Here is a 24,091-nt window from a genome sequence, read left to right as displayed (position 1 = left end):
GCGATTTTTTGCAAATACATAAGAGCGGCAATTATCAGGCGTAATTGCGCTTCAGCAGTTCAGGATACTCATTGTGAATCTTCACAATCAGCTCACCAAACAGCGTGTTCACCCATGCAAACCATGGACGGGAATAATCTGAAGGATTGTCTTTATGATAAGATTCATGAATAAATCCGGTCTCGCCATCGGTATTACGCAGGGTCTTCAGACAAGCAGCAATTTCTTCCTTATCACTGCTGGTCAGCGCCTTCATGATAATACTCATTGGCCAGATCTTGTCTACACCGGTATGCGGACTACCTACGCCCTCACCATATTTACCCTTGTAGAACCAGCAATGGAACGGACTCCATACGAAGTGACGTGCTGTCTGGTACAAAGGATCATCTGCTGTAGTATAACCCAGGTAAGGGATAGACAGCAGGCTAGGTACGTTTGTATCGTCCAGGAACAGGCGGTTACCAAAACCATCTACCTCAAAACCATACATCTTACCCAGGGAAGGATGCTCTACAATCGCATAAGCCTTGATTGCACGATCCACTTCCTCTGCCAGCTCCTTACATTCCTTCGCAAAGGCTGCATCTTTGTAAACCTCAGCACTGATCTCTGACAACTGGTGCAGGGATACCACTGCAAACATGTTGGAAGGGATCAGGAATGGAAACACCGTCGCATCATCTGATGGACGGAACATAGATGCAATCAGGCCTACCGGCAGAATCGGACTACCATAACCGCTGTTGGCTACAGTGTCTGACTGCTTAGGCGTATTACGCTGGAAGTGGTAAGGACCAGGACCATCTTTACGCTGCTGCTCCTTGAAGGTTTTTACAATCAGCTTAGCCGCTTTCTTGTGAGTATCGTCCAGTACGCTGGCATCACCGGTTTTCTTCCAGTAATTGTACGCCAGCCTTACAGTATAGCACAGGGAGTCAATTTCCCATTTCCTTTCATGCAGTTCAGGCTTCATCTCAGTCAGGTCACTATCCCACTCCGAACCCGTTGGGCCTTCGTTGAATGCATTCGCATATGGATCGATGATCACGCATTTAGTCTGCCTGTTCACCACACCAGCGATCAGCTGTTTCAGCTTCTCGTCTTCATTTACCAGTTCCAGGTAAGGCCATACCTGGGCAGTCGAGTCACGCAGCCACATCGCGTGGATATCGCCTGTCAATACAAAGGTATCGGGACGACCGTTTTCTACCTTGAACTGCACCGTAGTGTCCAGGGTATTTGGAAAACAGTTCTCGAACAGCCAGCCCAGCTTCGGATCTGCAACTTCTTTCTTGATGGTTGCGATCATTTTTTCTACCGCCTGACTGGTAAACTTACGATCTGCCAGCGGAGGACGCTTGGAAACATATCCTGCCCGGGCGAATACAGCCCCAGGGAATCCCAGCGCCATAGCGCCTGCCAGCAAACTGCTGTTCCTGATAAATTCTCTTCTTGCCACCATTTCTGTTATAAGTTTTCAATTACGATTTGCGCTTTTTTGTGGAAATGCAAGTCAATAAACGTGAATAATGGGTGTAAAATAAAAAAATACGGGAATATTAAGTAATCTGTAATCCGTAAATTACATAGCCTAATTCCTCGTTGCCACAGCGATTGTAAAACACCAAAACAAAATGACTGATACTCCAGCTCACAAAATTCGTATTGTTACAGCAGCAGCACTCTTTGACGGCCACGATGCCGCCATCAATATAATGCGCAGAATCATGCAATCCCAGGGCGCAGAAGTGATTCACCTGGGCCACAACCGCTCCGCAGCAGAAATTGTGGACTGCGCCATCCAGGAAGATGTCCAGGGCATAGCAATCACCTCTTACCAGGGCGGGCATATCGAATTCTTTAAATACATCTATGATCTCCTGCACGAAAAAGGTTGCGGGCATATCAAAATTTTCGGTGGCGGCGGTGGTACCATCCTGCCTGCTGAGATGGAGGAATTACATGCCTATGGCATCACTCGCCTCTACTCACCTGACGATGGCAGGCATATGGGCCTGGAAGGCATGATTGCCGATGTGATCAGGCAATGTAACTTCTCTACCGTGCAGCAACTGAATGGCGAACTTGCACAATTGCCGGCAAAGAATCAACACCTGATAGCAGCTGCCATTACCGCTGCCGAAAGTGATCTGCTTTCCCTACCCCAACCCGCTCAGGGCAGTATGGTATTGGGTATCACCGGTACCGGCGGTGCAGGTAAGAGCAGTGTGACCGACGAACTGGTACGCCGCTTCCTGCATGCATTCACTGACAAAACGATTGCCGTTATTTCTGTAGATCCTTCTAAAAAGAAGACTGGCGGAGCCCTGCTGGGTGATCGGATTCGCATGAATGCCATTCACCATCCCAGGGCGTATATGCGTTCCCTGGCTACCCGCGATAGCGATAAAGCCATCAGCGCACACATCCAGGAAGCGATTGACATCTGCCGCCTGGCAGCTTTTGACCTCATCATTCTCGAAACTTCCGGTATTGGTCAGAGTGATACAGCAATCATCGATCACTGCGATGTATCACTCTATGTAATGACACCTGAATACGGTGCTGCCAGCCAGCTTGAAAAGATCAATATGCTGGATTATGCAGACGTGATTGCAATCAATAAATTCGACAAAGCAGGTGCACTCGATGCATTGCAGGATGTAAGACGGCAATATAAAAGAGCCCACCTGCTGTGGCATGCAGCCGATAATGAACTGCCCATCGTAGGCACCATCGCTTCCCAATTCAATGATGCCGGCATCAACCAGTTATTCCAGCAACTGCTGAAAGCACTGAAATTACCCGCTGCAAAAGATGACGGACATCATCCTACCACACGCACACAAATCATCCCGCCTTCACGGGCCCGTTATCTTTCAGAGATCGTAACCTCACTGGAAGAATATAACACCTGGGTAAAAAAACAAAGTGCCATTGCCACCAAACTATATCAGCTGAATGGCAGTATGAGTTTGGTGACAGTACCCCAGGTACAGCAACAGCTACAACACATCGCTGATCAGTTGAAGAAAGAACTGCATCCTGATTGTAATCAGTTGCTGGAAGAATGGCCTGCTATACAACAACAATACCGGGAAGATCAGTATTCATTTACCGTCCGCGATAAGACGATCAATCTGCCACTTTTTACTGAAAGTCTTGCCGGGCTACGCATTCCCAGGATCAGTTTACCCGCTTACAAAGACTGGGGCGATCAGCTACGCTGGTTGCTGACAGAAAACATCCCCGGTGCATTCCCCTATGCAGCCGGCGTATTTCCAATGAAGCGGGAAGGTGAAGATCCTACCCGGATGTTCGCAGGAGAAGGCGGGCCGGAACGCACCAACAAGCGTTTCCATTATGTATCTGCGGGTCAGCCGGCAAGGCGCCTCAGTACCGCATTTGACAGCGTTACCCTGTATGGGGAAGATCCGGGTTTCAGACCCGATATCTATGGCAAGGTGGGAAATTCAGGCGTGAGCATTGCAACAGTAGATGACGCTAAGAAACTCTATAGCGGTTTTGACCTCTGCGATCCTATGACTTCCGTATCCATGACCATCAATGGTCCCGCTCCTATTCTGCTGGCCTTTTTCATGAATGCTGCCATTGACCAGGAGTGTGAAAAATACATGGCAACACATGGCATTCATGCAGCACTAAAAGATGCGCCCGCATATGCTGGTGAATTACCTGAAGGGAATAACGGTTTAGGATTAAAACTGCTGGGTATTTCCGGTGATAAGATCCTGCCTGCTGACGTCTATGCAAAGATAAAAGCCAAAGCCCTGGGTGCCGTGAGAGGCACCGTGCAGGCAGATATCCTGAAGGAAGACCAGGCACAGAATACCTGTATCTTCTCTACTGAGTTTGCATTGAAACTGATGGGTGATGTACAGCACTATTTCATACAGGAAAAAGTGCGAAATTTTTATGCGGTGAGTATATCCGGTTACCACATTGCAGAAGCAGGTGCAAACCCGATCACACAATTAGCTTTTACACTGGCAAATGGCTTTACCTATGTGGAATATTACCTGAGCAGGGGAATGAAGATCGATGATTTTGCACCCAACCTTTCGTTTTTCTTCAGTAATGGAATGGATCCGGAATATGCAGTGATAGGCCGCGTGGCAAGGCGCATCTGGGCAAAGGCGATTAAGTATAAATACAAGGGAAATGATCGTTCGCAAAAACTGAAATATCATATTCAAACATCAGGCAGAAGTCTGCATGCGCAGGAGATAGATTTTAACGATATCCGAACTACGCTGCAGGCACTGTATGCGATTTATGATAACTGTAATTCACTGCATACAAATGCATATGATGAAGCCATTACGACTCCTACGGAAGAGAGTGTACGGAGGGCAATGGCCATACAGCTGATCATTAACAGGGAATTGGGAACTGCGAAGAATGAGAACCCGATACAGGGGTCTTTCTTTATTGAAGAACTGACAGACCTGGTGGAAGAAGCTGTGATGGCAGAGTTTAACCGTATTACCGAGAGAGGTGGTGTATTGGGAGCGATGGAGCGGATGTACCAGCGGAATAAGATACAGGAAGAGAGTTTGTATTATGAATCGCTGAAGCATAGTGGAGCCTATCCGATTATTGGGGTGAATACGTTTTTGAATGCAAAGGGATCGCCTACAATCATACCATCAGAGGTGATCAGGAGTACGAAGGAGGAGAAGGATTTCCAGATTCATACGCTGGAGGCCTTTCACAGGCGGCACGCAAATGAAAGTGCTGATGCATTAAGAACATTACAGCAGGTCGTGATTGATAACGGGAATATTTTTGCAGCGTTGATGGAGACGGTGAAAAGTTGTTCACTGGGGCAGATTACACATGCCTTGTATGAAGTGGGCGGGCAATATAGAAGAAATATGTAATTGTATCGATAGCTGCATTTGCCCTTGGCAAATGCAGTTTGGTTTTCTCTCTTTTCAAAAAGCAAATCTCACATTGCCCCTAAAAAAAATCCCCTGCATAAAACCTTTTATGCAGGGGATGTGTCACACAAAATCAGCAATACACACTTGCCAGATTTCATTGACGTGGAATTATTCAATATTTTACGTGGAATCTACATTTAAAGCTTTTAATAGCTTTCGTGGAATTCATAAAGGCCGGAACTTATAAAGGCCTTGTGGAATTTACAAAGACAAACTCTTGGAATTTATAAAGGCTTACGTGAAATTTATAAATGGCTTTAAACTACTTTTGGTCGTTTTTCATTTTTCATTAACAGATTTCTTTAAGGAGCACATAGTCAAAATCCAATCAACCTTTCACTTGTTCCTTATCGATCTTCAATTTTTGTATCAGTCTTTCAGTTGCTTTCGTTTCGTTACACAATCTTAATTAATATTTTGTTAATAAAAAACTTTTTGGCCAACTTTTTCTTAAAATGATTATGGTCAGCCATTACCCAAACGCACTCAAAAGCAATACAGACAAGGAAAATCATCATTTTAGAAATAGTTCAGAAAGTATTATAAATTTACAAGCCGATAGTAAAAATATATGTATACGAAAGAAATAGAAATCACTTTAGCGCAATTAGCGAAGCAACTGTTAGCGCAATTGCAAAAAAAAGAAAGCCCCTCATCCATTGATGAAACGCTGGAAAACATACGCCGTGTCGTACTTTACAATGACTGGCGCTATTATGTACAGAGCGATCCTGTGCTGAGCGATTACGAATATGACCAGCTCTTCGCCTGGCTGAAACAACTGGAAACCGCCCATCCGGACCTGATCAGCCCGGACTCCCCGACCCAGCGCGTAGCCCTGGGTTTAAACAAGGCCTTCCCTACCGTTCAGCACCTGGTGCCCATGCTGAGCCTGGAGAACTCTTACAATGCCGACGACCTGCTGGACTGGGATCGTAAAGCCCGTGAAATCAGCGGCCTCACCGATATTGAATACTGTATTGAGCCCAAATTCGATGGCGCCAGTATATCATTAATATATGAAAACGATCGCCTGACCCGGGGCGCTACCCGGGGCGACGGCGTAGCTGGTGATGATATTACCACCAATATCCGCCAGATCCGCTCCATCCCGCTCACGGCCAATTTCTCCAAATTTGGTATCCATACCATCGAAATCCGTGGAGAGGTATTAATTAATAAGAGCACTTTCAAAGCCTTTAATGACCAGCGCGCTGCCGAAAACCTGCCGCCACTGGCCAATCCCCGCAATGCTGCCTCCGGTTCTCTCCGCATGGTGGATCCGAAAGAAGTAGCCAAACGCGGCCTGGAAGCCTTCCTCTACCACATGAGCTATCATACCATGGAAGACGGGCAAACAGAACCGAAAGAAATCCAAACCCACAGCAATACCCTGGATATGCTCACCCAGCTGGGCTTCCGCTCTCCTGCCAAAGAAAAGAAGGTCGTAAACGGCATCCAGGCAGTGATCGATTATGTGCTGGCTTTCGAAAATGAAAGGGATAACCTTCCATATGAAATAGATGGAATGGTAATAAAAGTAAATGATTACGAACTGCAGGATAAACTGGGTATGACTACCCACCACCCCCGCTGGGCCATGGCCTACAAGTTCAAAGCCCGCCAGGCAACCAGCAAACTCAGGGATGTGGAGTTCCAGGTAGGCCGTACCGGTTCCATCACACCCGTAGCCAAGATCGATCCTGTACCCATCGGTGGGGTTACAGTTGCTTCCATTTCCTTATTCAATGAAGATGTGATCCGTGAAAAGGATCTGAAACTTGGCGATACCGTACTGGTGGAAAGAGCCGGTGACGTAATCCCCTATATCGTGAAGTCTGTAGCCGACCTGCGCGACGGTTCCGAAAAGGACATCGTATTCCCCAAAGAATGCCCGGTGTGCAGGGAACCGCTTTTCAAACCGGAAGGTGAGAGCGTATGGCGCTGTATTAATATTAACTGCGAGGCGCAGGTGGTGGAAAGGATCATTCACTTCGTCAGCAAGGATGCAATGGATATCAAAAGCTTCGGCGAAAGCAATGTGCGTAAGTTCTACGGACTGGAGCTGATGAAAGACATTCCAGGTATCTACACCATGGATTTCAGCAAACTGGAACAATTGGAAGGCTTTGGAAAGAAATCACTCACGAACCTGCAAACGGCTATTGAGGCATCCAAATCCCAGCCTTTACACCGCCTGATCTTTGGCCTGGGCATCCGCTATGTAGGTGAAACCACCGCCAAGACACTGGCAAATGCCATCAGCTACCTGCCGGACTTCAAAGACTGGACAGAAGAACAGCTGCTCGCCCTGGAAGATATCGGCCCTAAAGTAGCAGGCAGTATCAAACAGTTCTTTGCCACACCAGAGAACCTGGATATGTTGAAACACCTGGAAGATTTAGGACTGAACCTGAAGAGCTCCCGTTCTGATCACCCGGTAGACGGTACCTTCAACGGACAAACTTTCCTTTTTACCGGCACACTCAATAAACTGAAACGAAATGAAGCAGAAGAAATGGTAGAGCAACAGGGTGGTAAGATTATGAGTGGGGTATCCAGCAAACTGAATTACCTCGTGGTAGGCGAAGAAGCGGGCAGCAAACTGGAAAAAGCGAAAAAGATCAATACCATACACATCCTGACTGAGGATGAATTCTTAAACCTGATAAATCAGCAGCAGGGATGACGGATGAGTTCTATATGCAGCAGGCGATGCGTGAAGCCCGTAAAGCCTTTGATGAGGGAGAGGTACCTGTGGGGGCGATTGTCGTACTCAATGATAAGATCATCGGGCGGGGCAGCAACCAGGTGGAGAAACTGAATGACTGTACGGCACATGCGGAGATGCTGGCGCTGACAGCAGCGTTTAACTTTTTAGGTAGTAAGTACCTGATGGAGGCTACGCTGTATGTGACGCTGGAACCCTGCTTAATGTGTGCAGGAGCGCTTTATTGGAGTAAAATAGGGCGCATTGTATATGCAGCGAAAGATGAGAAGAACAGTTACAGAAGATCTACCGGGGAATCGAATCCTTTTCATCCAAAAACTAAGGTGGAACAAGGGCCCGGAGAAGCAGAAAGCCTGCAACTGGTAAAAACCTTTTTCGCACAAAGAAGATAAACTGAAAAGTATAAGGCGGCCCAGGTGGGCCGCCTTATACTTTTCGCATCCAAAACAGGCGCGCCAATGCGAGCCGGCTCCGGACTATTTCATGTCGAGTTTATTCAATGCCATCAACTGCTTCATTGTCTGCTCCATACCCTCAGATGACCCATCCAGGAATATCACATTGCCCTTTGAATTCTCTGAGAAATGCTTAATCGCCTCTGTCCACATAGAGAACAATATCACAGATGTATCCAGATTAGCCTGCTGCATTTCCTTTGCCGCCATACTCATACCTTTGGCCACTTCTTCACGGAACAGCGCCACACCCATACCACGCAGCTGCGCAGCCTGACGCTCCGCTTCTGCCGCAATCTTAATCGCATTACCCTCTGCTTCTGCAGCCTTCGTCTTCGTGATCAGCAATGCCTGACCTTCATTCTCAGCCGCCGCTTTCAGGTTATTGGATGCCACTACCTGGGCCATAGATTTCATAATCGCCTCATCAAAAGTGATGTCATTCATCTGCAAATCCTGCAAATGATAACCCCAGTCTTCCAAAGTCACGTCAATCTGTTCCTTCACATGTTCTGTGATATCCCGACGCAATCCCAATACCTCTGATTGCCTTTTAGTAGCCACAAATCCGCGGATTGAACCTTCAATGGTACGTACCAGCGCCTGCATGAAACTACGCTCATCCACGAACTTAAAAGCCACATTTTTGATGGTGTTTTCTTCCTGGTTCCAAACGGAATACAGCAACATTGCCTTGAAGTAAACATTGGCCTGGTCAATAGTAATGGCCTGAAATTCCAGCTCTACCGAGCGGTTCTGAATCGAAATACGTTTGAATACCTTTTCAACCAGTGGAACTTTGAAGTTAAGCCCGGGGAACAAAATACGGTTATACTTCCCAAAAATTGTGGTGACCCCAATAGTACCCTGCTGTATGGTCACAAAACTTGAGAATACCACAAGCACGGCTAAAACGATGAAAACAATAGTAACTGTACCCATATATAGGAGATTTAAAAGTAAATATATAGTAAAAGTCGGCAATATGGTTAATGCCGGCACACAAAATACGCGCACACTGATGCCTGGGGCATCAGTGTGCGCGATGCTATCAATTTGGGAAATAATACGGATTGAAAGATTTTAAAGGCTGGCCCTGGGTTGTCTTGATTGTGTGTCGCATATAAAAAACAGCGACAAACAATGGATGAAGGCCGGGTTAAATACAACGAATGAAAGAGCAATAGCTTCAGGTTAAATCATTTGTTTCCTTCTGAAATAAATATAGACATCGTCTAATTCTATCTGCTTGAGCTGATAAGCCAACAGTGTTTTTAGATCCTCAGTTTCATTTTTGATCTTTTTATATTGATCTTTTAATGATTCATAGCGGGCAACTATCTCTTCTGCTGTTGCAGATCCGTCCAGCTGCAAAACTTTTAATGCGCTTTCCTCGGTAATCATAGCAATAGGGGTATTACTAACTATCTTTTTCCTTTTTAAAAAATGTCTTTCTTAACGTATCAAACTCTCCTTCGGTTAATAGGCTACTAAATTAATTGGAAATGATTGTTGTACAAATACCCAAGCTTGGGTATTTTTTTGCAAATGGAATGCAGGCAAATTGCAGTAAATTTATTTAAATTATTGATAACCAACTTTTCTTGCCAGCGCCACTAGTTCAGTAGTATTTCTGACTTTCAGTTTTAAACGGATGTTCTTCCGGTGAGTCTCAACTGTATGCCGGCTTAGATTGAGAACATCAGCAATTTCTTTATTGTTCAGGCCATTAACGGCCAGTTTGAGGATCTCTTTTTCTCTCGCAGTCAGCTTCGACAACAGGTCATCATTATGCTTGCGCAGCACCTCTCTCATCGCTTCGGCCAGCTGATCATTGGTATCCATCGCCATAGTCATATCCAGGAAAGCACAGATCACATCTTTCACCTTGCCTTCTTCATCCCTTGTAAAAGGCATTGCTAATCCTACCAGCCAGCACCACTGCTCCGTATCCCGTTTACGAAACCGTAACACCCCGCCAAATACACTCTTGTCTTCCCGGAACGATTGCTGAGCGATCACAGCCAGGTCAAAGTCCTCAGGGTGCATGATCGATTTAAAAAAGTCAAGCCCCATATTATTCATCTCTGCCAATGTATACCCCGTCACATCTTCCATATAACGATTACACCAGTTGACAGTCTTAATATCATTCTGATGTGTGTATAACATAGCGGGAACGTGGTCCAATATGGTTTCGAGCCACTTGATCCGTGTCTTCAATAGTTCATTTTCCTTCCGTAAGGCGTTGAGGGAGTAATTTTGGCCCATGTCCGAGTCTGTCAACATACTTTTAGTTTTATACGAACAGCACTAACCTTTACGTGTATACGTAAAGGCATGCATACTAAAGTTGTTATAACACTTAACGTAAATATAAAATAAAAAAGCATATATCCAATCCATTTGGTACGCGAATTGGGCGGGAATACCTATGTTTTGCTGATAATTCAAGCAAATTGCCGGTACTGCTGGCGCTGGCAACTGCACAGCCATTCGGCCTCCTTTTGATATTTAGCTGATTAGGCAGTAAATTTGGTACCTATTGATACACTCTTATTTTTTAACGCAATAAAAAACATAAGTTATGGCATTTACACTTCCGAGCTTACCGTACGCTACAGACGCACTGGAACCACATATCGACAAGCAGACAATGGAAATTCACCATGGTAAGCACCATCAGGCATATGTTGACAACCTGAACAAAGCAATTGCCGGTACTGAAAACGAACATAAATCCCTGGAAGAACTGGTTGCTGTTGCCGGTACACTGAGCCCTGCCATCAGGAACAATGGTGGTGGTCACTGGAACCACAGCTTTTTCTGGACGATCCTCGCCCCTAATGCAGGTGGAGAACCTACCGGCAAACTGGCTGATGCCATCAAGAGCACTTTCGGTTCTTTCGAAGAGTTCAAAGAGAAATTCAACGCCGCAGGTACTACCCGCTTCGGTTCAGGTTGGGCCTGGCTGCTGGTTAAAGGTGGTAAACTGGAAGTTTCTTCTACCCCTAATCAGGACAATCCACTGATGGATGTTGCTGAAGTAAAAGGTACACCAATCTTAGGTTGTGATGTATGGGAACATGCTTACTACCTGAAATATCAGAACCGTCGTCCTGACTACCTGAAAGCATTCTGGAATGTTGTAAACTGGGATGCAGTTAGCAAACGTTACGAAGCAGCTTTGTAATATTTCAAAATAATTCAAATAAAAAGGCCGCGGCAATTGCCGCGGCCTTTTTATTTGCTCCCGCCAATGTCAGGACAGCTCCACCGCCCTGACATTGGCGCTATGAAAGGCGCTTTATTTTTATGTTCTTAAACCAGATCTCACTTCCATGGTCCTGCAAATCAATAAACCCATTTTTCGTACCACCATATCCTTTAGCATCCTTCCACTTACCCTTCTCTTTCTCCGCCTTCCACTCCTTTGACCCAATCACATAATCTGCCGTCTTCTGCCCGTTCAGCCAATGCTCCACATGCCCATGGAACACCACAATCCGTGCATGATTCCACACGCCGGCAGGACGCGTTGCATTCACCAGCGGGGCACTCATTGCATAGTTACATCCCGTCTTCTGCCACTCTTCCAGCTTTTCAGGAAAGTTATTATCATCAATCAACTGGTACTCCGGTCCACTCTCATAAGCAGCATGGTATTCTTCAGACGCCAGGTAAATAATGCCACTATTCCCCTGCGGTGCAATCTTCCATTCCAGGAACAATTCAAAATTTTCATACGTACTATCGGATGTCAGATCGGCCCGGTTTGCCTTGAAATCCTTATCTCCCTTACAATGCAGCATTCCGCTATCCACAGCCCATGCACCGCCTGTCTTATGCTGGTACAAATGCCAGCCATTCAGGTCTTTTCCATTAAACAATAACTGCCATCCTTCCACCTTTTCTGTTTCACTCAGTATATTCATTGTCGTGGTATCAAAAGATTCAGTCGTGGTATCTTTTCTGATCACCGTCACCGAATCGTGCCGGCCACCAATACTGGTATTATTACATGCCAGCAGAATGGTAACAATAAAGGGCAGGAGGAGTTTGTTCATACATGAAATTTTATTGGGTAAAAAACGATGAAAAAATGAGGTTAGATCAAAAATAAAAATCCCTTTTGAGAATCTTTTAAAAGACGATACGATTCCATCAGGAACCCAAATAAGAACATTCATGAAAGAGGGAATTCACCAACGGGCATGAAAACCATTTTCAAAGAAAAAGGGCTGACTTCATTTTACATTTTTGTCAGCCCCAATCAATATGATCAATGGAGTAATTGCTGATAACGCTGAGGGTCGCGCAGCACTTTCACCGCCTCGGTCACTTCATTATCTGTCACCAGCGACTGTGCGATTCTTCCTTTCTGCATATAGTAACGGTTAGAGATCTCTTCTTCCAGCAGATGTTTGATCTCTGTTTTATTCTTCAGCAGATCCTGCTTTTTGTCGTGTTTCATCTTCGCCTGCAGGGCTTCAAATTCTTTTGACACGGCATCATAGTATTTCTCCTTACGGGCAGTAGCCTGTAGGTTTTCCATTGCCTCTTCCGTATGGGTCTTATAACTATAGTTTCTACCATCCAGGTAGTGCATAAAATCAGCAAAGTCATCCTCACTCAGGGAGAAGTTACCTGCAACTGCAACCTTAGGATGTGAATAATAATATTGGGTAGCGTAGTCGAAGATATACTGTCTGCGCAGCAGGGTCACCGTCACCTGGCTTAACAGGGTCGGATCTACTGCATCATCCGGTTCTATCCCTCCCCCATCGCGTACCTTACGGCCGTCGGCAGTGCTGAATGATTTACGCAGGCTATCCGGTACTGATTCTACTTCCCCATCGTCATTGCGGCGGGAGTAGTCAATCGCCTGGATACAGCGGCCACTTGGTGTATAGTATTTTGCCGTGGTTACTTTCAGTTTCGCATTATAAGGCAGCGGACGGGTAGTTTGTACCAGGCCCTTACCAAAGGAGCGCTGCCCGATGATAACGCCGCGATCCAGGTCCTGGATAGCCCCTGCCACGATTTCTGAAGCAGATGCAGAAGAACGGTTGGTCAGTACCGCCAGCGGGATTTTTGCATCTATCGCATTGCCTTCAGTTTTATAGTCACGATCCCAGTTCTTTACCTTCCCTTTGGTGCTTACGATCACCTTGTTCCTGTCCACAAAGATGTTCGCTACCCGTACCGCTTCATCCAGCAGGCCACCGGGGTTCCCACGCAGGTCCAGGATCATCCCCTTAATGCCCGGATGGTCTTTTTTCAGCTGGGAAAATGCATCGGATACGGCATCGCCACTATTTTCGGTAAACTGTGTCATGCGGATATACCCGATATCATTGCCTACAATACCGGCATAGCTCACCGGCTTTACATTGATCTCTTCGCGGGTAATGGTTTTGGAGCTTTCTACACCTGTAGACGGGTTTTTAGTCACCATTTGCAGGCTCGTGCCCGGTACGCCTTTCAGCATATGGCTGATGTCGTCCTGGCTCATATCTTTGGTAGGCTTGCCATCCAGTGACAGGATCAGGTCTCCTGTCTTTACGCCGGCTTTGTCCATCGGACTGCCTTCATAAATGTCGGTGACTACGGTGCGTACGCTGTCGGTAATGACAGAGATCCCCACGCCACCATATTTACCGGTAGCCATGAATTTGAGTTCATCCAGGTTCTCTTCGGGGATGAAGTCAGTATATGGATCTGTTTCTTCCAGGATGGCGTCTATGCCCTTATGCATCAGTTTTTCCGGGGGTAGATCGTCTACATAGTAGGTATTCAGCTCCCGGTAGAAAGCTGCGAAGATGTCCAGATTTTTAGCGATCTCAAAGTATTTGTCTTTGTCACTATATGCCTTGATACCGGTACCACCTATGATAAGCAACACCAATATCACTACAATCCTCCTCTTTCTCTGAAAAAATGCACGCATAGGTAAAAGTTAATGTGAGCTAATTTATAAAGCAGTCGTAAACTACAAGTTCTTTACGTATTTGAAAAGTTAAAATACGTGGCGTATAACAGGATTGGCCTGCGGCAGCCTGGAAAGTTTGGATACTTATTCCTGCATTACACTTTGTGTTTTTAAGCCCTGAAAGGTCGTCAGAATTTATGGAACCGGGTCATGCCCATGTCCACCCCAGGGATGGCAGGACAAAATTCGCTTTACGGTGAGGTAACCGCCTTTTATCAACCCATGCTTTTTCAGCGCTTCCACGCCATATTGCGAACAGGTAGGTGTATACCTGCACTTATTGCCAAGCAGCGGCGAAATACCCCATTGGTAAATCCTGATAACCCATATGAACGGGTAGCTCAACAAGCTGAAGATCTTCATGATGCAGCCAGCGCTTCCTTCGCCAGTTTCTTTAAAATTAGGGAAATTTTGTGTTGGAGGGTAGTGAAGGGGGCTATTTTCTTGTCTGTATAGATAAAGAATACGGCCAGATGGCCATTCGGCTGCTGTGCCCGTAGCTGCTCATACAGTTCACCTTTTTGCAGACGGTAACATTCCCTTGTCAGGCGTTTCACCCTATTGCGATCCACAGCATGCGGAAAGCGTTTAGTGGATACACTGAAACCAGCCTGAACGGGATATGGGGCAATGGGATTATCTACCGGCATATATACTACGCGGTATGGAAAAACAGAAAACGCTTTTCCTTCCCGAAAAAGCGTTTCAATGATTTTTCTGCTTTTTAACCTTTCTTCTTTTGTAAAAGAATAAGTTTTTATGGCAAGTCCGATTTATCTATCAAAAGCAATAACATTCTGTTCGATCAGGAACCAGCCTTAAAAGCTGCAAGTTATGCCCTAAGGGCGCATGCAGTTAAAGCTGATTTTATTTCAGCTTACGCTCGTCAGAAACAGTTAATTTCTTACGTCCTTTAGCTCTGCGGGAAGCTAATACTTTACGGCCGTTAGCAGTTTCCATTCTCTTTCTAAAACCATGAACGCTCTTTCTGCGTCTGTTATGCGGTTGAAAAGTACGTTTCATTTTAATATTTTGTTTTTACCTGTACTATACTAAATACTTTCCCGTCTTGCGGAACCCGTGTTTTTAAAACGGAAGGCAAAGGTAAAGAATTTTATGAGATAATAAAGGATTTTTAAAAAAATACCCCGGGAACGGATCCCGGGGCTATTATATTAAGTTTTAAGTGTCAGACTATTTGATACCCAGCTTAGCTTTCACAGGCGCAGTCAGGTCGTCAGCAGCAGGTGATACCAGCAGAATGCTCTGGGAATTGTCGATTACATAACCGTAACCTTTTTCTTTTGCAGTATCTTCGATTGCCTTACGAGCTTTATCATAGATTGGTTTCAGCAGTTCCTGACGTTTTGCTTCGATCTTGTTCTGGGCAGCATCCTGGTATTCCTGGATGTTTTTCTGAGCTGCCTGCAGCTCTTTACCTTTGATCTCACGAACGTTGTCAGTCATCTTATCTGCACCGTCGTTAAACTCTTTCAGTTTTTTCTGATACTCATCAATCAGTCCTTTTCCATCCTTATCCAGTTCCTCTGCGTAAGTCTGCAGGGTTTTCATTGCCGTCTGGGCTTCCGGCATTGCCTCGATCAGGGCCTGAGCGTTAATGTGAGCCACTTTGGACTGTGCCATTGTCTTCACGCTGAACAATCCGGATACTGCCACGAAAGCAATAATTACATACTTCTTCATGATGTTGTCTGTGTTTAAAAAAGATTTTGAATACTAAACTAAGGTTAAAATTTGGTACAAAAGGTTAATAATTCCTAAATCCCATGTCTGTTGGATATGCTGCTATTGCTTCTTTACACCGAGTGTGCTCAGAATATCGTCGCTTTTATCCAGCTTAGGGTCAGAGAAAATTACAGTAACACCTCCGGCCTTATCCAGCACAAAGTCGTACATACGCTGCGCGGCGAGTTTTTGTACGGCATTATATACTCTGTCCTGTATCGGCTTTACCAGTTCCTCCCTTTTCTTAAATAGGTCACCCTCGTAACCAAAACGTTTCTTCTGCAAATCCTTTGCCTCTTTTTCTCTTGCTACAATCTCCTCTTCACGCTTATGCTTCAGTTCGTCTGTCAGCATCACCTGTTCCGCCTGATAAGACTTGTACATCTTGTCTACCTCAAGGAATTTTGCATCTATCTCTTTTTGCCATTGCTCAGCTACTGCATCCAGCTTTGTTTGGGCATCTTTATATTCAGGGATGTTGTCCAGAATATACTTTGTATCGATCACGCAGTAGCGCTGTGCACTTGCCATCAGGGCAGTTCCCAGCACCAGGGTGATCAGAAGGCTTAGTTTCTTCATAGTGTTCATTAATTTAAACATATAGGCACCACGTGGGATTTCGGATTCGCAATATATAATTTAAAATTTATTCAGACCTCACCCTCCCCCCTGATAGTATGAAAGCTCCCCATCAGGAGAGCTTTATACAATAAGTTTCTTTCTATTATTCCGGTTCGAAGCCCAGCATGAAGGTGAACTTAGCGGCATCTTTCAGGCCATTGCCAGCCTGCAGACGGTCAAACCCGATACCGTAGTCAAATCCAAGCAAACCAAACATCGGCAGGTAGAAGCGCATACCCAGACCGGCAGAACGACGGAGTTTGAACGGATTGTATTCCTGTACATCCCTGTAACCGTTAGCCGCTTCCACGAATGCCAGACCAAAAATCGTTGAACTTGGACTCAGGCTGAATGGATAACGCAACTCCATCACATACTTGTTGAAGATAGTGAACCCTTCGTAACCACTTGGCTGGCTGTTTTCAGAATTGCTTCTTGGGTCAGATGAATAGTATACAGGATAACCTCTCTGGGATACGATATCACGGTCATAGATCGCAAAGTTACTCAGACCATCACCACCCAGTTCAAAACGACCGAATGGAGACAGGGTTGTTCTGTTGTTATAACGGCTGATGTAACCAAATTTAGCTGCAATCTTCATGACGAACATCTTGTTGTCACTACCCATTGGCTTGCTCAATGGAACGTACCACTCAGCATTGAAACGGTATTTCTGATATTCGATAAAACTGAACTGATCCTTGATAGACTCCAGTTTGTAATCCTTGTCAGGATGGAACATAGAGTATGGAGGTGTAAACTGACCGCTCAGCATAAAGTTGGAACCGGATCTTGGAAAGATCTGCTGGTCAACAGATGAACGGGCCAGTGTCAGTTTCAGGTTGATATTATTTGATGTACCGGTGGAGAAACCTGGAATATTAAAGTAGTTATAGTTCTTCAGTTTATACTGCTGATAGTTCACCGCATAGATCAGGGTGAAATAGTCATCAGGCCATTTCAGCTGCTTACCCAGTGATACAGAAGCACCCATTACTTTGAAGAATGCACTGTTATTCAGCGTGCTACCATAAATATAAGAAGAGTATGCGTTCGGGTTCTGGTAACTGTTGTAGAAGCTTACAGAGAACTGGTTCCTTTTTTTACCACCTAACCATGGTTCGGTGAAGGAGAAGTTATAAGAACGGTATGCCTTACCGTTTGAGGAGATACGAACAGATAATTTCTGACCATCGCCACTTGGTAATGGATCCCATGTTTGCTTGTTGAAGATATTGCGCAGAGAGAAGTTATTGAAGGTCACACCGAGTGTACCGGTCAGACCAATGTAACCACCCCAACCTGCTGACAGTTCCAACTGGTCATTTGCTTTTTCTTCTACAGTATAATCGATGTCCACAGTTCCATCCTGGATATTAGGTACCGGGTTCATACCGATCTTTTCAGGGTTGAAGAAACCGAGGTTCGCAATTTCACGGTTAGAACGAATCAGGTCAGTACGGCTGAATTTCTCACCTGGCAGTGTACGCAGCTCACGACGGATTACATGTTCGTTTGTCTTTTCGTTACCTGCAATACGTACTTCCTTGATAGTAGCCTGCGGACCTTCAGAGATCCTGATCTCGTAGTCGATAGTATCACCATGAATACCTACTTCTACCGGGTCAGCATGGAAGAACAGGTAACCGTAGTCCATGTACAGACCACCTACGTCACCACCTTCGGATGAGAGCAGGCGTTTCTGCAGCATTTCCTGGTTGTATGTGTCACCTTCCTTAATACCTAATACTTTCGCCAGCAGAGAGTCAGTATAACGGCTATTACCTTTCCAGGTGATCTTACCGAAGTAATATTTTTTCCCTTCCATCACTTCCATACTCACATTCACACCACCATTCTGGGATTTGTATGTGGTATCTCTCACGAGCACCGCATCGCGGTAACCCTGGGTATTGTAGTAAGAGATAACTTTCTCTTTATCTTCAGCGTACTTGTTTTCGTTGAACTTAGCAGAGGAGAACAGTTTGAACCGGAAATAAGGATCCAGTTCTTCCAGCGTACGTGACGGCTGGAGGAAACCGAAGGTATGCCAGTAGTCACCACGATCGTCAGCAGAATCCGGCCATACAGGCTCATAATCCGGGTAGATGGTGAGGCGGGTCCTTTCTTTGGTACCCTTCATTTTCTTTTTCAGTTTGGTATCCCCAATGTTCTGGTTACCTACGATGTATATGTTATCTACCTTCGCTTTGCCCCCTTTTACAACGGTGAACACAACGTTGGTGGCATTCGTCTGGCCGCTATCGGTTCGCTCGCCCACATTTACCTCGGCGTTGCGGAAACCTTTTTCGCTGTAATATTTCCTGATGATACCTACCGCATTTTGTTCCATGCTTTCGGTTACCACCTGGCCTTTACGCATACCGGTTTTCTTGATAATTTCTTCCTGCTCGGATTTTTTAACTCCTTTGAAGATGAACTGGTTCAGACGAGGGCGTTCCTGCAATTCAATTTCCAGCCAGATCTGACCATCTTCAATTTTGTTTACATAGATAGCGACGTTGGCAAACAGTCTTTGTCCCCACAGGGCCTGGATTGCTTTTGCAAACTGGTCACCGCCGGGATAAACGACTTTGTCACCTACGTTCAATCCGGAGAGGGAGATCAGCAGGGACTTATCAAGATACTGGGTTCCTGACACGATGATGTCAGCTATCTCATATTGCTGAGGTTGTGCATTTCCCAATGGTAAATTCAATCCCACTGGTTGGTCTGCTGCAGGGATGGTATCTCTCTCCTGGGCGGATACACGAATGCCAGCACTGCAACATAATAGTATGGCCAGTAGGCTCTTAGGAAATAATTTCTTCATTCTGCTGTATTTGATCGCTTGTTTTGCCAAAGCGTCGTTCTCTGTTCTGAAAGTTTAAGATAGCTTCGTAAAGGTGTTCTTTGCGGAAGTCGGGCCAACGGGTATCTGTAAAGTAGAGCTCCGCATAAGCCAACTGGTAAAGCAGGAAATTGCTGATTCTGCATTCTCCGCTGGTCCGGATCATCAGTTCCGGATCCGGCAGGTCGGCCGTACACAGGTACTGCTGCCACTTGTCCGGAGTAATGGCCCCGGGTTCGAGTTTGCCATCTTTTACATCCTGGGCAATTTTCTTGGCAGCATTGAGGATTTCCCAACGGGCACTATAACTGAGGGCCATCACCAGGTTAAGCCCAGTACATTGACTGGTTAGGGATATAGCCTCCTCCATCTCGCTTTTACAGTTTCCGGGCAGCATGTTCATGTCTCCAATCACATGCAGCCGGATATTATTTTTAATGAGGGTACTCACTTCACTACGGATCGTATTGACCAATAGCTCCATGATCCCGTTCACTTCGTTAACAGGTCTATCCCAATTCTCGGTTGAGAAGGCATAGAGGGTAAGGTAGCCAATTCCCAGCTCGGCGCAGGCTTCGGTGATATCACGTACACTTTCCACTCCCTCATAATGACCAAACAGCCTGTCCTGACCGCGCTCCTTAGCCCAACGGCCATTGCCGTCCATAATGACAGCAATATGTCGTGGCAACCGTTGTAAGTCTAATTTGTCCTTCAAACTCATGAGTATCTCCGGCGGATTATATATATCGATACAGATTTTTATTAAGGTGTGCAAAGATACAAAAATAGATATATGCCTTTCCCGGCAAAGGGGGGGTAGGGGTTTTAACGGATTTTTAACAGCGAAATCCTTTGCTGTTGGCTGTTTGACTCGAAAAATCGCTTATAGAAAGTGGAAGTAATAGCCCAATGGGCCTGAAAGGACTACAGATAGACAGATTTTGCCTGCGAAACTAGAATTTACATCTATAAGACGTAAACAGGATGCTAATCGTCAGCTCCGCACTTACAAACTGGTCCTTATCACGGCTGTTACCACGCTGTCTGCCGGGGATCCCAATACGGTCTCCGGTAGCGTAACTACGGTCCTGCAGCAGGTAAGCAGCGGTGGGGTTACCGTTGGCATCTGCCGGGAACAAAGCAGTACCTGCATAGGTAGAGCTGACATCATCCAGGTAGTCTGTATTGGTAAAGCGGTATAATACTTCCAGCCCCAGGTTCACCCTTCTGGACAGGTTGTATTTGAAACCACCACCCAGCAACCAGGCAGTAGATATAAGGCTATATGGCTTCCTCTCGGGATACATGGCACTCCCCTGCCCTTCGGTACGGAGCGGCTGCAGAAAGTACTTCTTATTGTTCAGGAAGGCGTATGGATTGAAGTAGAACAGGGAGGCTCCCCCGGTAAAATACGGCGTAAAGCGGTAATAGCTGGAGCCGGGTTCAAAACGGAAGAAGTTAAAATCGCCCTGTACACCAATTTCATACACGTTGGTATTGAAACTGAGGTTACGGCGTTTTTGAAAATCGTTTTTATTGTACGTGTCAGAATAACCCAGCATCATATAGCGGCCGTGAAAGCGTACGCCGATGTAGTCGTTCATGTACTTGCGGTAAAAGATACCGATAGCTGGTTTGGGCGCGTTAATACGACCATTGGTATTGAGATCACCAAAATAATGGGCAGCTCCTATGGAAAGGCCCAGTTCACCGGTATAAGACAGTTCGTTCTGCGCAAAAGCAGGCGTCAGGAACAGGGATCCAACTGCTATCAGGGTGGTTGTGATGATACGTTTGTAAAAAAAAGGTTTGCCCATAAATCCGTTTGCTTAAACGCGATAATTCCTTAAAACGCGATTATCCTGCTTTTGGTATTAAACCAGGTAAACAAATGTAATAAAAAATCCTAATGTGCTATTAAGCAAATCTGTAGGTTATTTACTACAATCCAGAGGCTAACATAAAAAGTAAAATGAAGGCGCTGAGAATTGCGTAAAAGACATTTCGTCTCCATCACCCACCCGGGAGGGGTACCCTTTTTAGTCAGTCCTACACCAGCATAGCGGGGGGCTTCGAAAGGAGCCCCCCGCTATGCTGGCTATTTCAGTGTATTACGGGCATCAATCCCCCACAACAACTTATGCCTTAAGGTCTGCAAAAAATTACTATCATCCAGCCTTAGCAGGCTCAATTTGAACGATTCTTTCTTAATGGCCAGCTGCACGGTATTATCGATCGTCTCCATCCTCGAATCCAGCGTGCACAAAAACTGGTCACTCCTCCCCTCCACTTCAAAGCTGATCACATTATCATCTGGCACTATGATCGGCCTTACATTCAGGTTATGCGGCGCCACCGGCGTAATCACAAAACTCCCTGCCTCCGGAAACACCACCGGGCCTCCACAACTCAGCGAATACCCTGTAGACCCCGTAGGCGTAGCCACGATCAAACCATCTGCCCAGTAAGTATTCAAAAACTCCCCGTTCAGGTAAGTATGGATCTTCACCATCGCCGATGTGTCCTTCTTATGTATCGTAAAATCATTCAGCCCATAAGGCACCTCTCCAAACAGTGAAGGCACATTACTGTCCAGGTGTATCAAAGTTCGCTTATCCACTACATAGGTGCGCTGCTTCAAAGCCTGCACTGCTGCATAGATCCCATCCTTCCCGATACTAGCCAGGAATCCCAGCCTGCCAAAATTGATTCCCAGTACAGGAATATTTTTATCCCGTACATAGCAAACCGTATCCAGCATGGTACCATCTCCACCCAGGCTTACAAGCATATCGGCCCTGCCATGCAGATCTGCTGCACAGGCAAAGGTCGCCGGCTCTTTTGTATAAGTGATATGTGGCTGTAAGGCCTTAAAGAAAGCTTCGTAAATGATCACATCAATCTCTTCTCTCGCCAGCTCATTCAGTAACAGCTGGATGATTGGCAGGTCTTCTCTTACAAATCCGCGGCTATATATTGCAATCTGCATAACTAATCTGGAGGGCTACTAAATGCTGATATAATGCATCAGCAGATCGTAATTTTTCCGGAGCATGTCTTCTTCCTGCTCTTCGGTGATTGTGTACTTAATTGTGTAATTGAACCGCTCGAATGTAGCCACCAGTCCATGCAGCTCCTGACGGTTCGTTTTCAGCAGTACTTCCAGTCTGCCCGAAGCCGGACTGGTAATGGTATTCACACTGAGCAGTGTAATATCATTCGATTCTGCAATTCTCGCGATTTCACTCAGGCTGTAATCGCGTGGGTCAATATCCAGTGCAATGATACCACCCGGTTCCTTGACACCATTGTACTGTGCCAGCACCGCCAGCAGGTTATCTTTCGTAAGTACACCCAGGTACTCATTTTCCCGGCTGATGACTGGTAGTACGGACAACTTCAGGTCATAAAAAACCCGCAGCGCCTCATAAAAGTGAGCACTTTCCAATACGCCCGGCTTAGGACCATTGTACTCCATATTCTCCAATGATACTTCAGTATCTTCCAGATCCAGGATATCATCTTCTTCAACCAGTGCCAGGTATTTGTTTTCAAGTACCAGGGGCAGTTGTGAAAGATGATACTCATTCATCAGACGCAGGGCCCTGGACCCTGGATCAAGAGGATGGAGGATTGGTATTACTGTCGATATGAGGTCGCGTGCCAGCATTATTAAATTGCGCTATTGTGATACAATAATAGGAAAAGAATCGCTAACGTCCTCCTACCGGACGAAGGGATTTATGAATAAAGCATACCACCTGATTATATACGTAACGCCAAATGCGCGTGGTTTGCTACATCCAGCGCGATAGGACGATAGTGAATGAGTGGTAAAAAAAATGAAGCTGATCCTGTTGAATCAGCTTCATTATAATAATGTGAGTAGTAGGTTTATTTACTTCCCAGTTTTTGCAAAAAAGGATGCAGGATCTGGTTAAACTCAGCCGGCTGTTCCATCATAGGTGCGTGACCGCATTTATCTATGAAGTGCAGTTCTGAATTGGGAATCAGCTTATGGAACTCTTCACCAACCATTGGTGGAGTTACCGTATCGTTCAGGCCCCAGACCAGCAGGGTTGGGAGCTTGATTTCGCGCAGCTCTTCACCCAGGTTATGGCGTATAGCCGACTTAGCCAGTGTGATGATCTTGATTACCTTAAGACGGTTGGTCGTAATGTCAAACACTTCGTCCACCAGTTCTTTGGTTGCCATTGCAGGGTCATAGAAGGTCAATTCTGTTTTCTTGCGGATGTATTCGTAGTCTCCTCTTTTAGGATACGTTTCACCCATACCGTTTTCAAACAGCCCTGAGCTACCTGTCAGTGTAAGAGATTTGACCGGAGCTTCAGGATGTTTCAGCAGGTATACCAGTCCAACATGTCCACCCAGGGAATTACCCAGCAGGTGCACATTGGTATATTCCATGGTTTCAATAAACTTATGAACGTACTTGGCCAGGCCAGCTACGGAAGTATCCAGAATATTCAGATCAAACAAAGGCAAAAGCGGTACCACTACTTTGTTGTAGTGGCGAAAATATTCGATCAGGCCACCGAAATTACTCATTGCTCCAAATAGCCCGTGCAATAATACCAGTGGTTCACCCTCCCCTTCTTCAACAAACTTAAACTTTCCCTGTGTTTTGATTTCGTAATCCATTGCCAAAGCTTGAAAGTCAATTTTGCGCTAAAATAATTCTTTTTCTTAATTCAAATA

21 protein-coding genes are annotated in these 24,091 nt (G+C 45.6%); 4 read left to right on the top strand and 17 right to left on the bottom strand.

What is annotated here, in order from left to right; translation table 11 throughout:
* Window positions 1-34: 34 nt before the first annotated feature.
* Entirely contained in the window at window positions 35-1,465 is a 1,431-nt protein-coding gene (locus U0033_RS22860) for a glycoside hydrolase family 125 protein (RefSeq protein ID WP_072362895.1), read from the bottom strand.
* A 172-nt stretch (window positions 1,466-1,637) separates the two neighbouring features.
* On the opposite strand from U0033_RS22860, the gene U0033_RS22855 reads away from it, so the two are divergent.
* The 3 genes from U0033_RS22855 (at window position 1,638) to U0033_RS22845 (ending at window position 8,093) form a co-directional block, all read left to right on the top strand.
* Window positions 1,638-4,907 carry a methylmalonyl-CoA mutase family protein gene (locus U0033_RS22855; RefSeq protein ID WP_072362894.1) on the top strand — a complete coding sequence of 1,090 codons (3,270 nt, stop codon included), beginning with the start codon at window positions 1,638-1,640 and terminating at the stop codon, window positions 4,905-4,907.
* A gap of 634 nt (window positions 4,908-5,541) precedes the next feature.
* On the top strand, window positions 5,542-7,659 hold the full coding sequence (gene ligA / locus U0033_RS22850) for an NAD-dependent DNA ligase LigA (protein WP_072362892.1): 2,118 nt from the start codon (window positions 5,542-5,544) through the stop codon (window positions 7,657-7,659).
* Window positions 7,656-8,093, top strand: a complete 438-nt coding sequence (locus U0033_RS22845; protein ID WP_072362891.1) for a nucleoside deaminase — start codon at window positions 7,656-7,658, stop codon at window positions 8,091-8,093. The genes ligA and U0033_RS22845 overlap by 4 nt, the downstream gene beginning before the upstream one ends.
* A gap of 84 nt (window positions 8,094-8,177) precedes the next feature.
* Here U0033_RS22845 and U0033_RS22840 read toward each other — a convergent pair whose 3' ends face one another.
* From U0033_RS22840 to U0033_RS22830, 3 genes are all read right to left on the bottom strand, one after another.
* Window positions 8,178-9,098, bottom strand: coding sequence for an SPFH domain-containing protein (locus tag U0033_RS22840; protein WP_072362890.1), 921 nt, complete (start codon window positions 9,096-9,098; stop codon window positions 8,178-8,180).
* Between the two features lie 252 nt (window positions 9,099-9,350).
* Window positions 9,351-9,560: a hypothetical protein gene (locus tag U0033_RS22835; protein ID WP_072362889.1), complete on the bottom strand. Its 210-nt coding sequence runs from the start codon at window positions 9,558-9,560 to the stop codon at window positions 9,351-9,353.
* A 180-nt stretch (window positions 9,561-9,740) separates the two neighbouring features.
* On the bottom strand, window positions 9,741-10,445 hold the full coding sequence (locus U0033_RS22830; protein WP_083571623.1) for a LuxR C-terminal-related transcriptional regulator: 705 nt from the start codon (window positions 10,443-10,445) through the stop codon (window positions 9,741-9,743).
* 298 nt (window positions 10,446-10,743) lie between these two features.
* Here U0033_RS22830 and U0033_RS22825 point away from each other — a divergent pair, with 298 nt between their 5' ends.
* Window positions 10,744-11,349 (top strand): superoxide dismutase, encoded by a 606-nt coding sequence (locus U0033_RS22825; protein WP_072362886.1) that lies wholly within the window; start codon window positions 10,744-10,746, stop codon window positions 11,347-11,349.
* A gap of 100 nt (window positions 11,350-11,449) precedes the next feature.
* On the opposite strand, the gene U0033_RS22820 is transcribed toward U0033_RS22825, so the two are convergent.
* From U0033_RS22820 to U0033_RS22760, 13 genes are all read right to left on the bottom strand, one after another.
* Window positions 11,450-12,223 (bottom strand): 3-keto-disaccharide hydrolase, encoded by a 774-nt coding sequence (locus U0033_RS22820; protein WP_072362885.1) that lies wholly within the window; start codon window positions 12,221-12,223, stop codon window positions 11,450-11,452.
* A gap of 215 nt (window positions 12,224-12,438) precedes the next feature.
* Entirely contained in the window at window positions 12,439-14,106 is a 1,668-nt protein-coding gene (locus U0033_RS22815) for a S41 family peptidase (RefSeq protein WP_072362884.1), read from the bottom strand.
* Between the two features lie 177 nt (window positions 14,107-14,283).
* Window positions 14,284-14,511, bottom strand: a complete 228-nt coding sequence (gene yidD, locus U0033_RS22810; protein WP_072362883.1) for a membrane protein insertion efficiency factor YidD — start codon at window positions 14,509-14,511, stop codon at window positions 14,284-14,286.
* Window positions 14,508-14,858, bottom strand: coding sequence for a ribonuclease P protein component (locus U0033_RS22805; protein WP_245801808.1), 351 nt, complete (start codon window positions 14,856-14,858; stop codon window positions 14,508-14,510). Before U0033_RS22805 ends, yidD begins: the two co-directional genes overlap by 4 nt.
* A 157-nt stretch (window positions 14,859-15,015) precedes the next feature.
* Window positions 15,016-15,171: a 50S ribosomal protein L34 gene (gene rpmH / locus U0033_RS22800; protein WP_012788729.1), complete on the bottom strand. Its 156-nt coding sequence runs from the start codon at window positions 15,169-15,171 to the stop codon at window positions 15,016-15,018.
* 171 nt (window positions 15,172-15,342) lie between these two features.
* Window positions 15,343-15,852, bottom strand: a complete 510-nt coding sequence (locus tag U0033_RS22795; protein WP_072362881.1) for an OmpH family outer membrane protein — start codon at window positions 15,850-15,852, stop codon at window positions 15,343-15,345.
* Between the two features lie 102 nt (window positions 15,853-15,954).
* Window positions 15,955-16,473 (bottom strand): OmpH family outer membrane protein, encoded by a 519-nt coding sequence (locus U0033_RS22790; RefSeq protein WP_072362964.1) that lies wholly within the window; start codon window positions 16,471-16,473, stop codon window positions 15,955-15,957.
* 145 nt (window positions 16,474-16,618) lie between these two features.
* Entirely contained in the window at window positions 16,619-19,351 is a 2,733-nt protein-coding gene (locus tag U0033_RS22785) for a BamA/OMP85 family outer membrane protein (RefSeq protein ID WP_072362880.1), read from the bottom strand.
* On the bottom strand, window positions 19,332-20,093 hold the full coding sequence (locus tag U0033_RS22780) for an isoprenyl transferase (protein ID WP_177318638.1): 762 nt from the start codon (window positions 20,091-20,093) through the stop codon (window positions 19,332-19,334). The genes U0033_RS22785 and U0033_RS22780 overlap by 20 nt, the downstream gene beginning before the upstream one ends.
* A gap of 232 nt (window positions 20,094-20,325) precedes the next feature.
* Window positions 20,326-21,189 (bottom strand): type IX secretion system protein PorG, encoded by an 864-nt coding sequence (porG, locus tag U0033_RS22775; protein ID WP_072362879.1) that lies wholly within the window; start codon window positions 21,187-21,189, stop codon window positions 20,326-20,328.
* A 281-nt stretch (window positions 21,190-21,470) separates the two neighbouring features.
* A complete protein-coding gene (locus tag U0033_RS22770; protein ID WP_072362878.1) occupies window positions 21,471-22,361 on the bottom strand; it encodes an NAD kinase in 891 nt (296 codons plus the stop codon).
* 18 nt (window positions 22,362-22,379) lie between these two features.
* Window positions 22,380-23,042 (bottom strand): CBS domain-containing protein, encoded by a 663-nt coding sequence (locus tag U0033_RS22765; protein WP_072362877.1) that lies wholly within the window; start codon window positions 23,040-23,042, stop codon window positions 22,380-22,382.
* A 224-nt stretch (window positions 23,043-23,266) separates the two neighbouring features.
* Window positions 23,267-24,034, bottom strand: a complete 768-nt coding sequence (locus tag U0033_RS22760; RefSeq protein WP_072362876.1) for an alpha/beta fold hydrolase — start codon at window positions 24,032-24,034, stop codon at window positions 23,267-23,269.
* Window positions 24,035-24,091 lie beyond the last annotated feature (57 nt).

Origin of the sequence: Chitinophaga sancti (assembly GCF_034424315.1) — a bacterium.
Classification (GTDB): Bacteria; Bacteroidota; Bacteroidia; order Chitinophagales; family Chitinophagaceae; genus Chitinophaga; species Chitinophaga sancti.
This window is presented reverse-complemented; position numbering and strand designations above follow the sequence as displayed.

Excerpts from the sequence above, each read along its gene's own strand:
- U0033_RS22860 (WP_072362895.1), bottom strand. The coding sequence starts at position 1,465 with ATGGTGGCAAGAAGAGAATTTATCAGGAACAGCAGTTTGCTGGCAGGC.
- U0033_RS22855 (WP_072362894.1), top strand. The coding sequence starts at position 1,638 with ATGACTGATACTCCAGCTCACAAAATTCGTATTGTTACAGCAGCAGCA.
- ligA (WP_072362892.1), top strand. The coding sequence starts at position 5,542 with ATGTATACGAAAGAAATAGAAATCACTTTAGCGCAATTAGCGAAGCAA.
- U0033_RS22845 (WP_072362891.1), top strand. The coding sequence starts at position 7,656 with ATGACGGATGAGTTCTATATGCAGCAGGCGATGCGTGAAGCCCGTAAA.
- U0033_RS22840 (WP_072362890.1), bottom strand. The coding sequence starts at position 9,098 with ATGGGTACAGTTACTATTGTTTTCATCGTTTTAGCCGTGCTTGTGGTA.
- U0033_RS22835 (WP_072362889.1), bottom strand. The coding sequence starts at position 9,560 with ATGATTACCGAGGAAAGCGCATTAAAAGTTTTGCAGCTGGACGGATCT.
- U0033_RS22830 (WP_083571623.1), bottom strand. The coding sequence starts at position 10,445 with ATGTTGACAGACTCGGACATGGGCCAAAATTACTCCCTCAACGCCTTA.
- U0033_RS22825 (WP_072362886.1), top strand. The coding sequence starts at position 10,744 with ATGGCATTTACACTTCCGAGCTTACCGTACGCTACAGACGCACTGGAA.
- U0033_RS22820 (WP_072362885.1), bottom strand. The coding sequence starts at position 12,223 with ATGAACAAACTCCTCCTGCCCTTTATTGTTACCATTCTGCTGGCATGT.
- U0033_RS22815 (WP_072362884.1), bottom strand. The coding sequence starts at position 14,106 with ATGCGTGCATTTTTTCAGAGAAAGAGGAGGATTGTAGTGATATTGGTG.
- yidD (WP_072362883.1), bottom strand. The coding sequence starts at position 14,511 with ATGAAGATCTTCAGCTTGTTGAGCTACCCGTTCATATGGGTTATCAGG.
- rpmH (WP_012788729.1), bottom strand. The coding sequence starts at position 15,171 with ATGAAACGTACTTTTCAACCGCATAACAGACGCAGAAAGAGCGTTCAT.
- U0033_RS22795 (WP_072362881.1), bottom strand. The coding sequence starts at position 15,852 with ATGAAGAAGTATGTAATTATTGCTTTCGTGGCAGTATCCGGATTGTTC.
- U0033_RS22790 (WP_072362964.1), bottom strand. The coding sequence starts at position 16,473 with ATGAAGAAACTAAGCCTTCTGATCACCCTGGTGCTGGGAACTGCCCTG.
- U0033_RS22785 (WP_072362880.1), bottom strand. The coding sequence starts at position 19,351 with ATGAAGAAATTATTTCCTAAGAGCCTACTGGCCATACTATTATGTTGC.
- U0033_RS22780 (WP_177318638.1), bottom strand. The coding sequence starts at position 20,093 with ATGAGTTTGAAGGACAAATTAGACTTACAACGGTTGCCACGACATATT.
- porG (WP_072362879.1), bottom strand. The coding sequence starts at position 21,189 with ATGGGCAAACCTTTTTTTTACAAACGTATCATCACAACCACCCTGATA.
- U0033_RS22770 (WP_072362878.1), bottom strand. The coding sequence starts at position 22,361 with ATGCAGATTGCAATATATAGCCGCGGATTTGTAAGAGAAGACCTGCCA.
- U0033_RS22765 (WP_072362877.1), bottom strand. The coding sequence starts at position 23,042 with ATGCTGGCACGCGACCTCATATCGACAGTAATACCAATCCTCCATCCT.
- U0033_RS22760 (WP_072362876.1), bottom strand. The coding sequence starts at position 24,034 with ATGGATTACGAAATCAAAACACAGGGAAAGTTTAAGTTTGTTGAAGAA.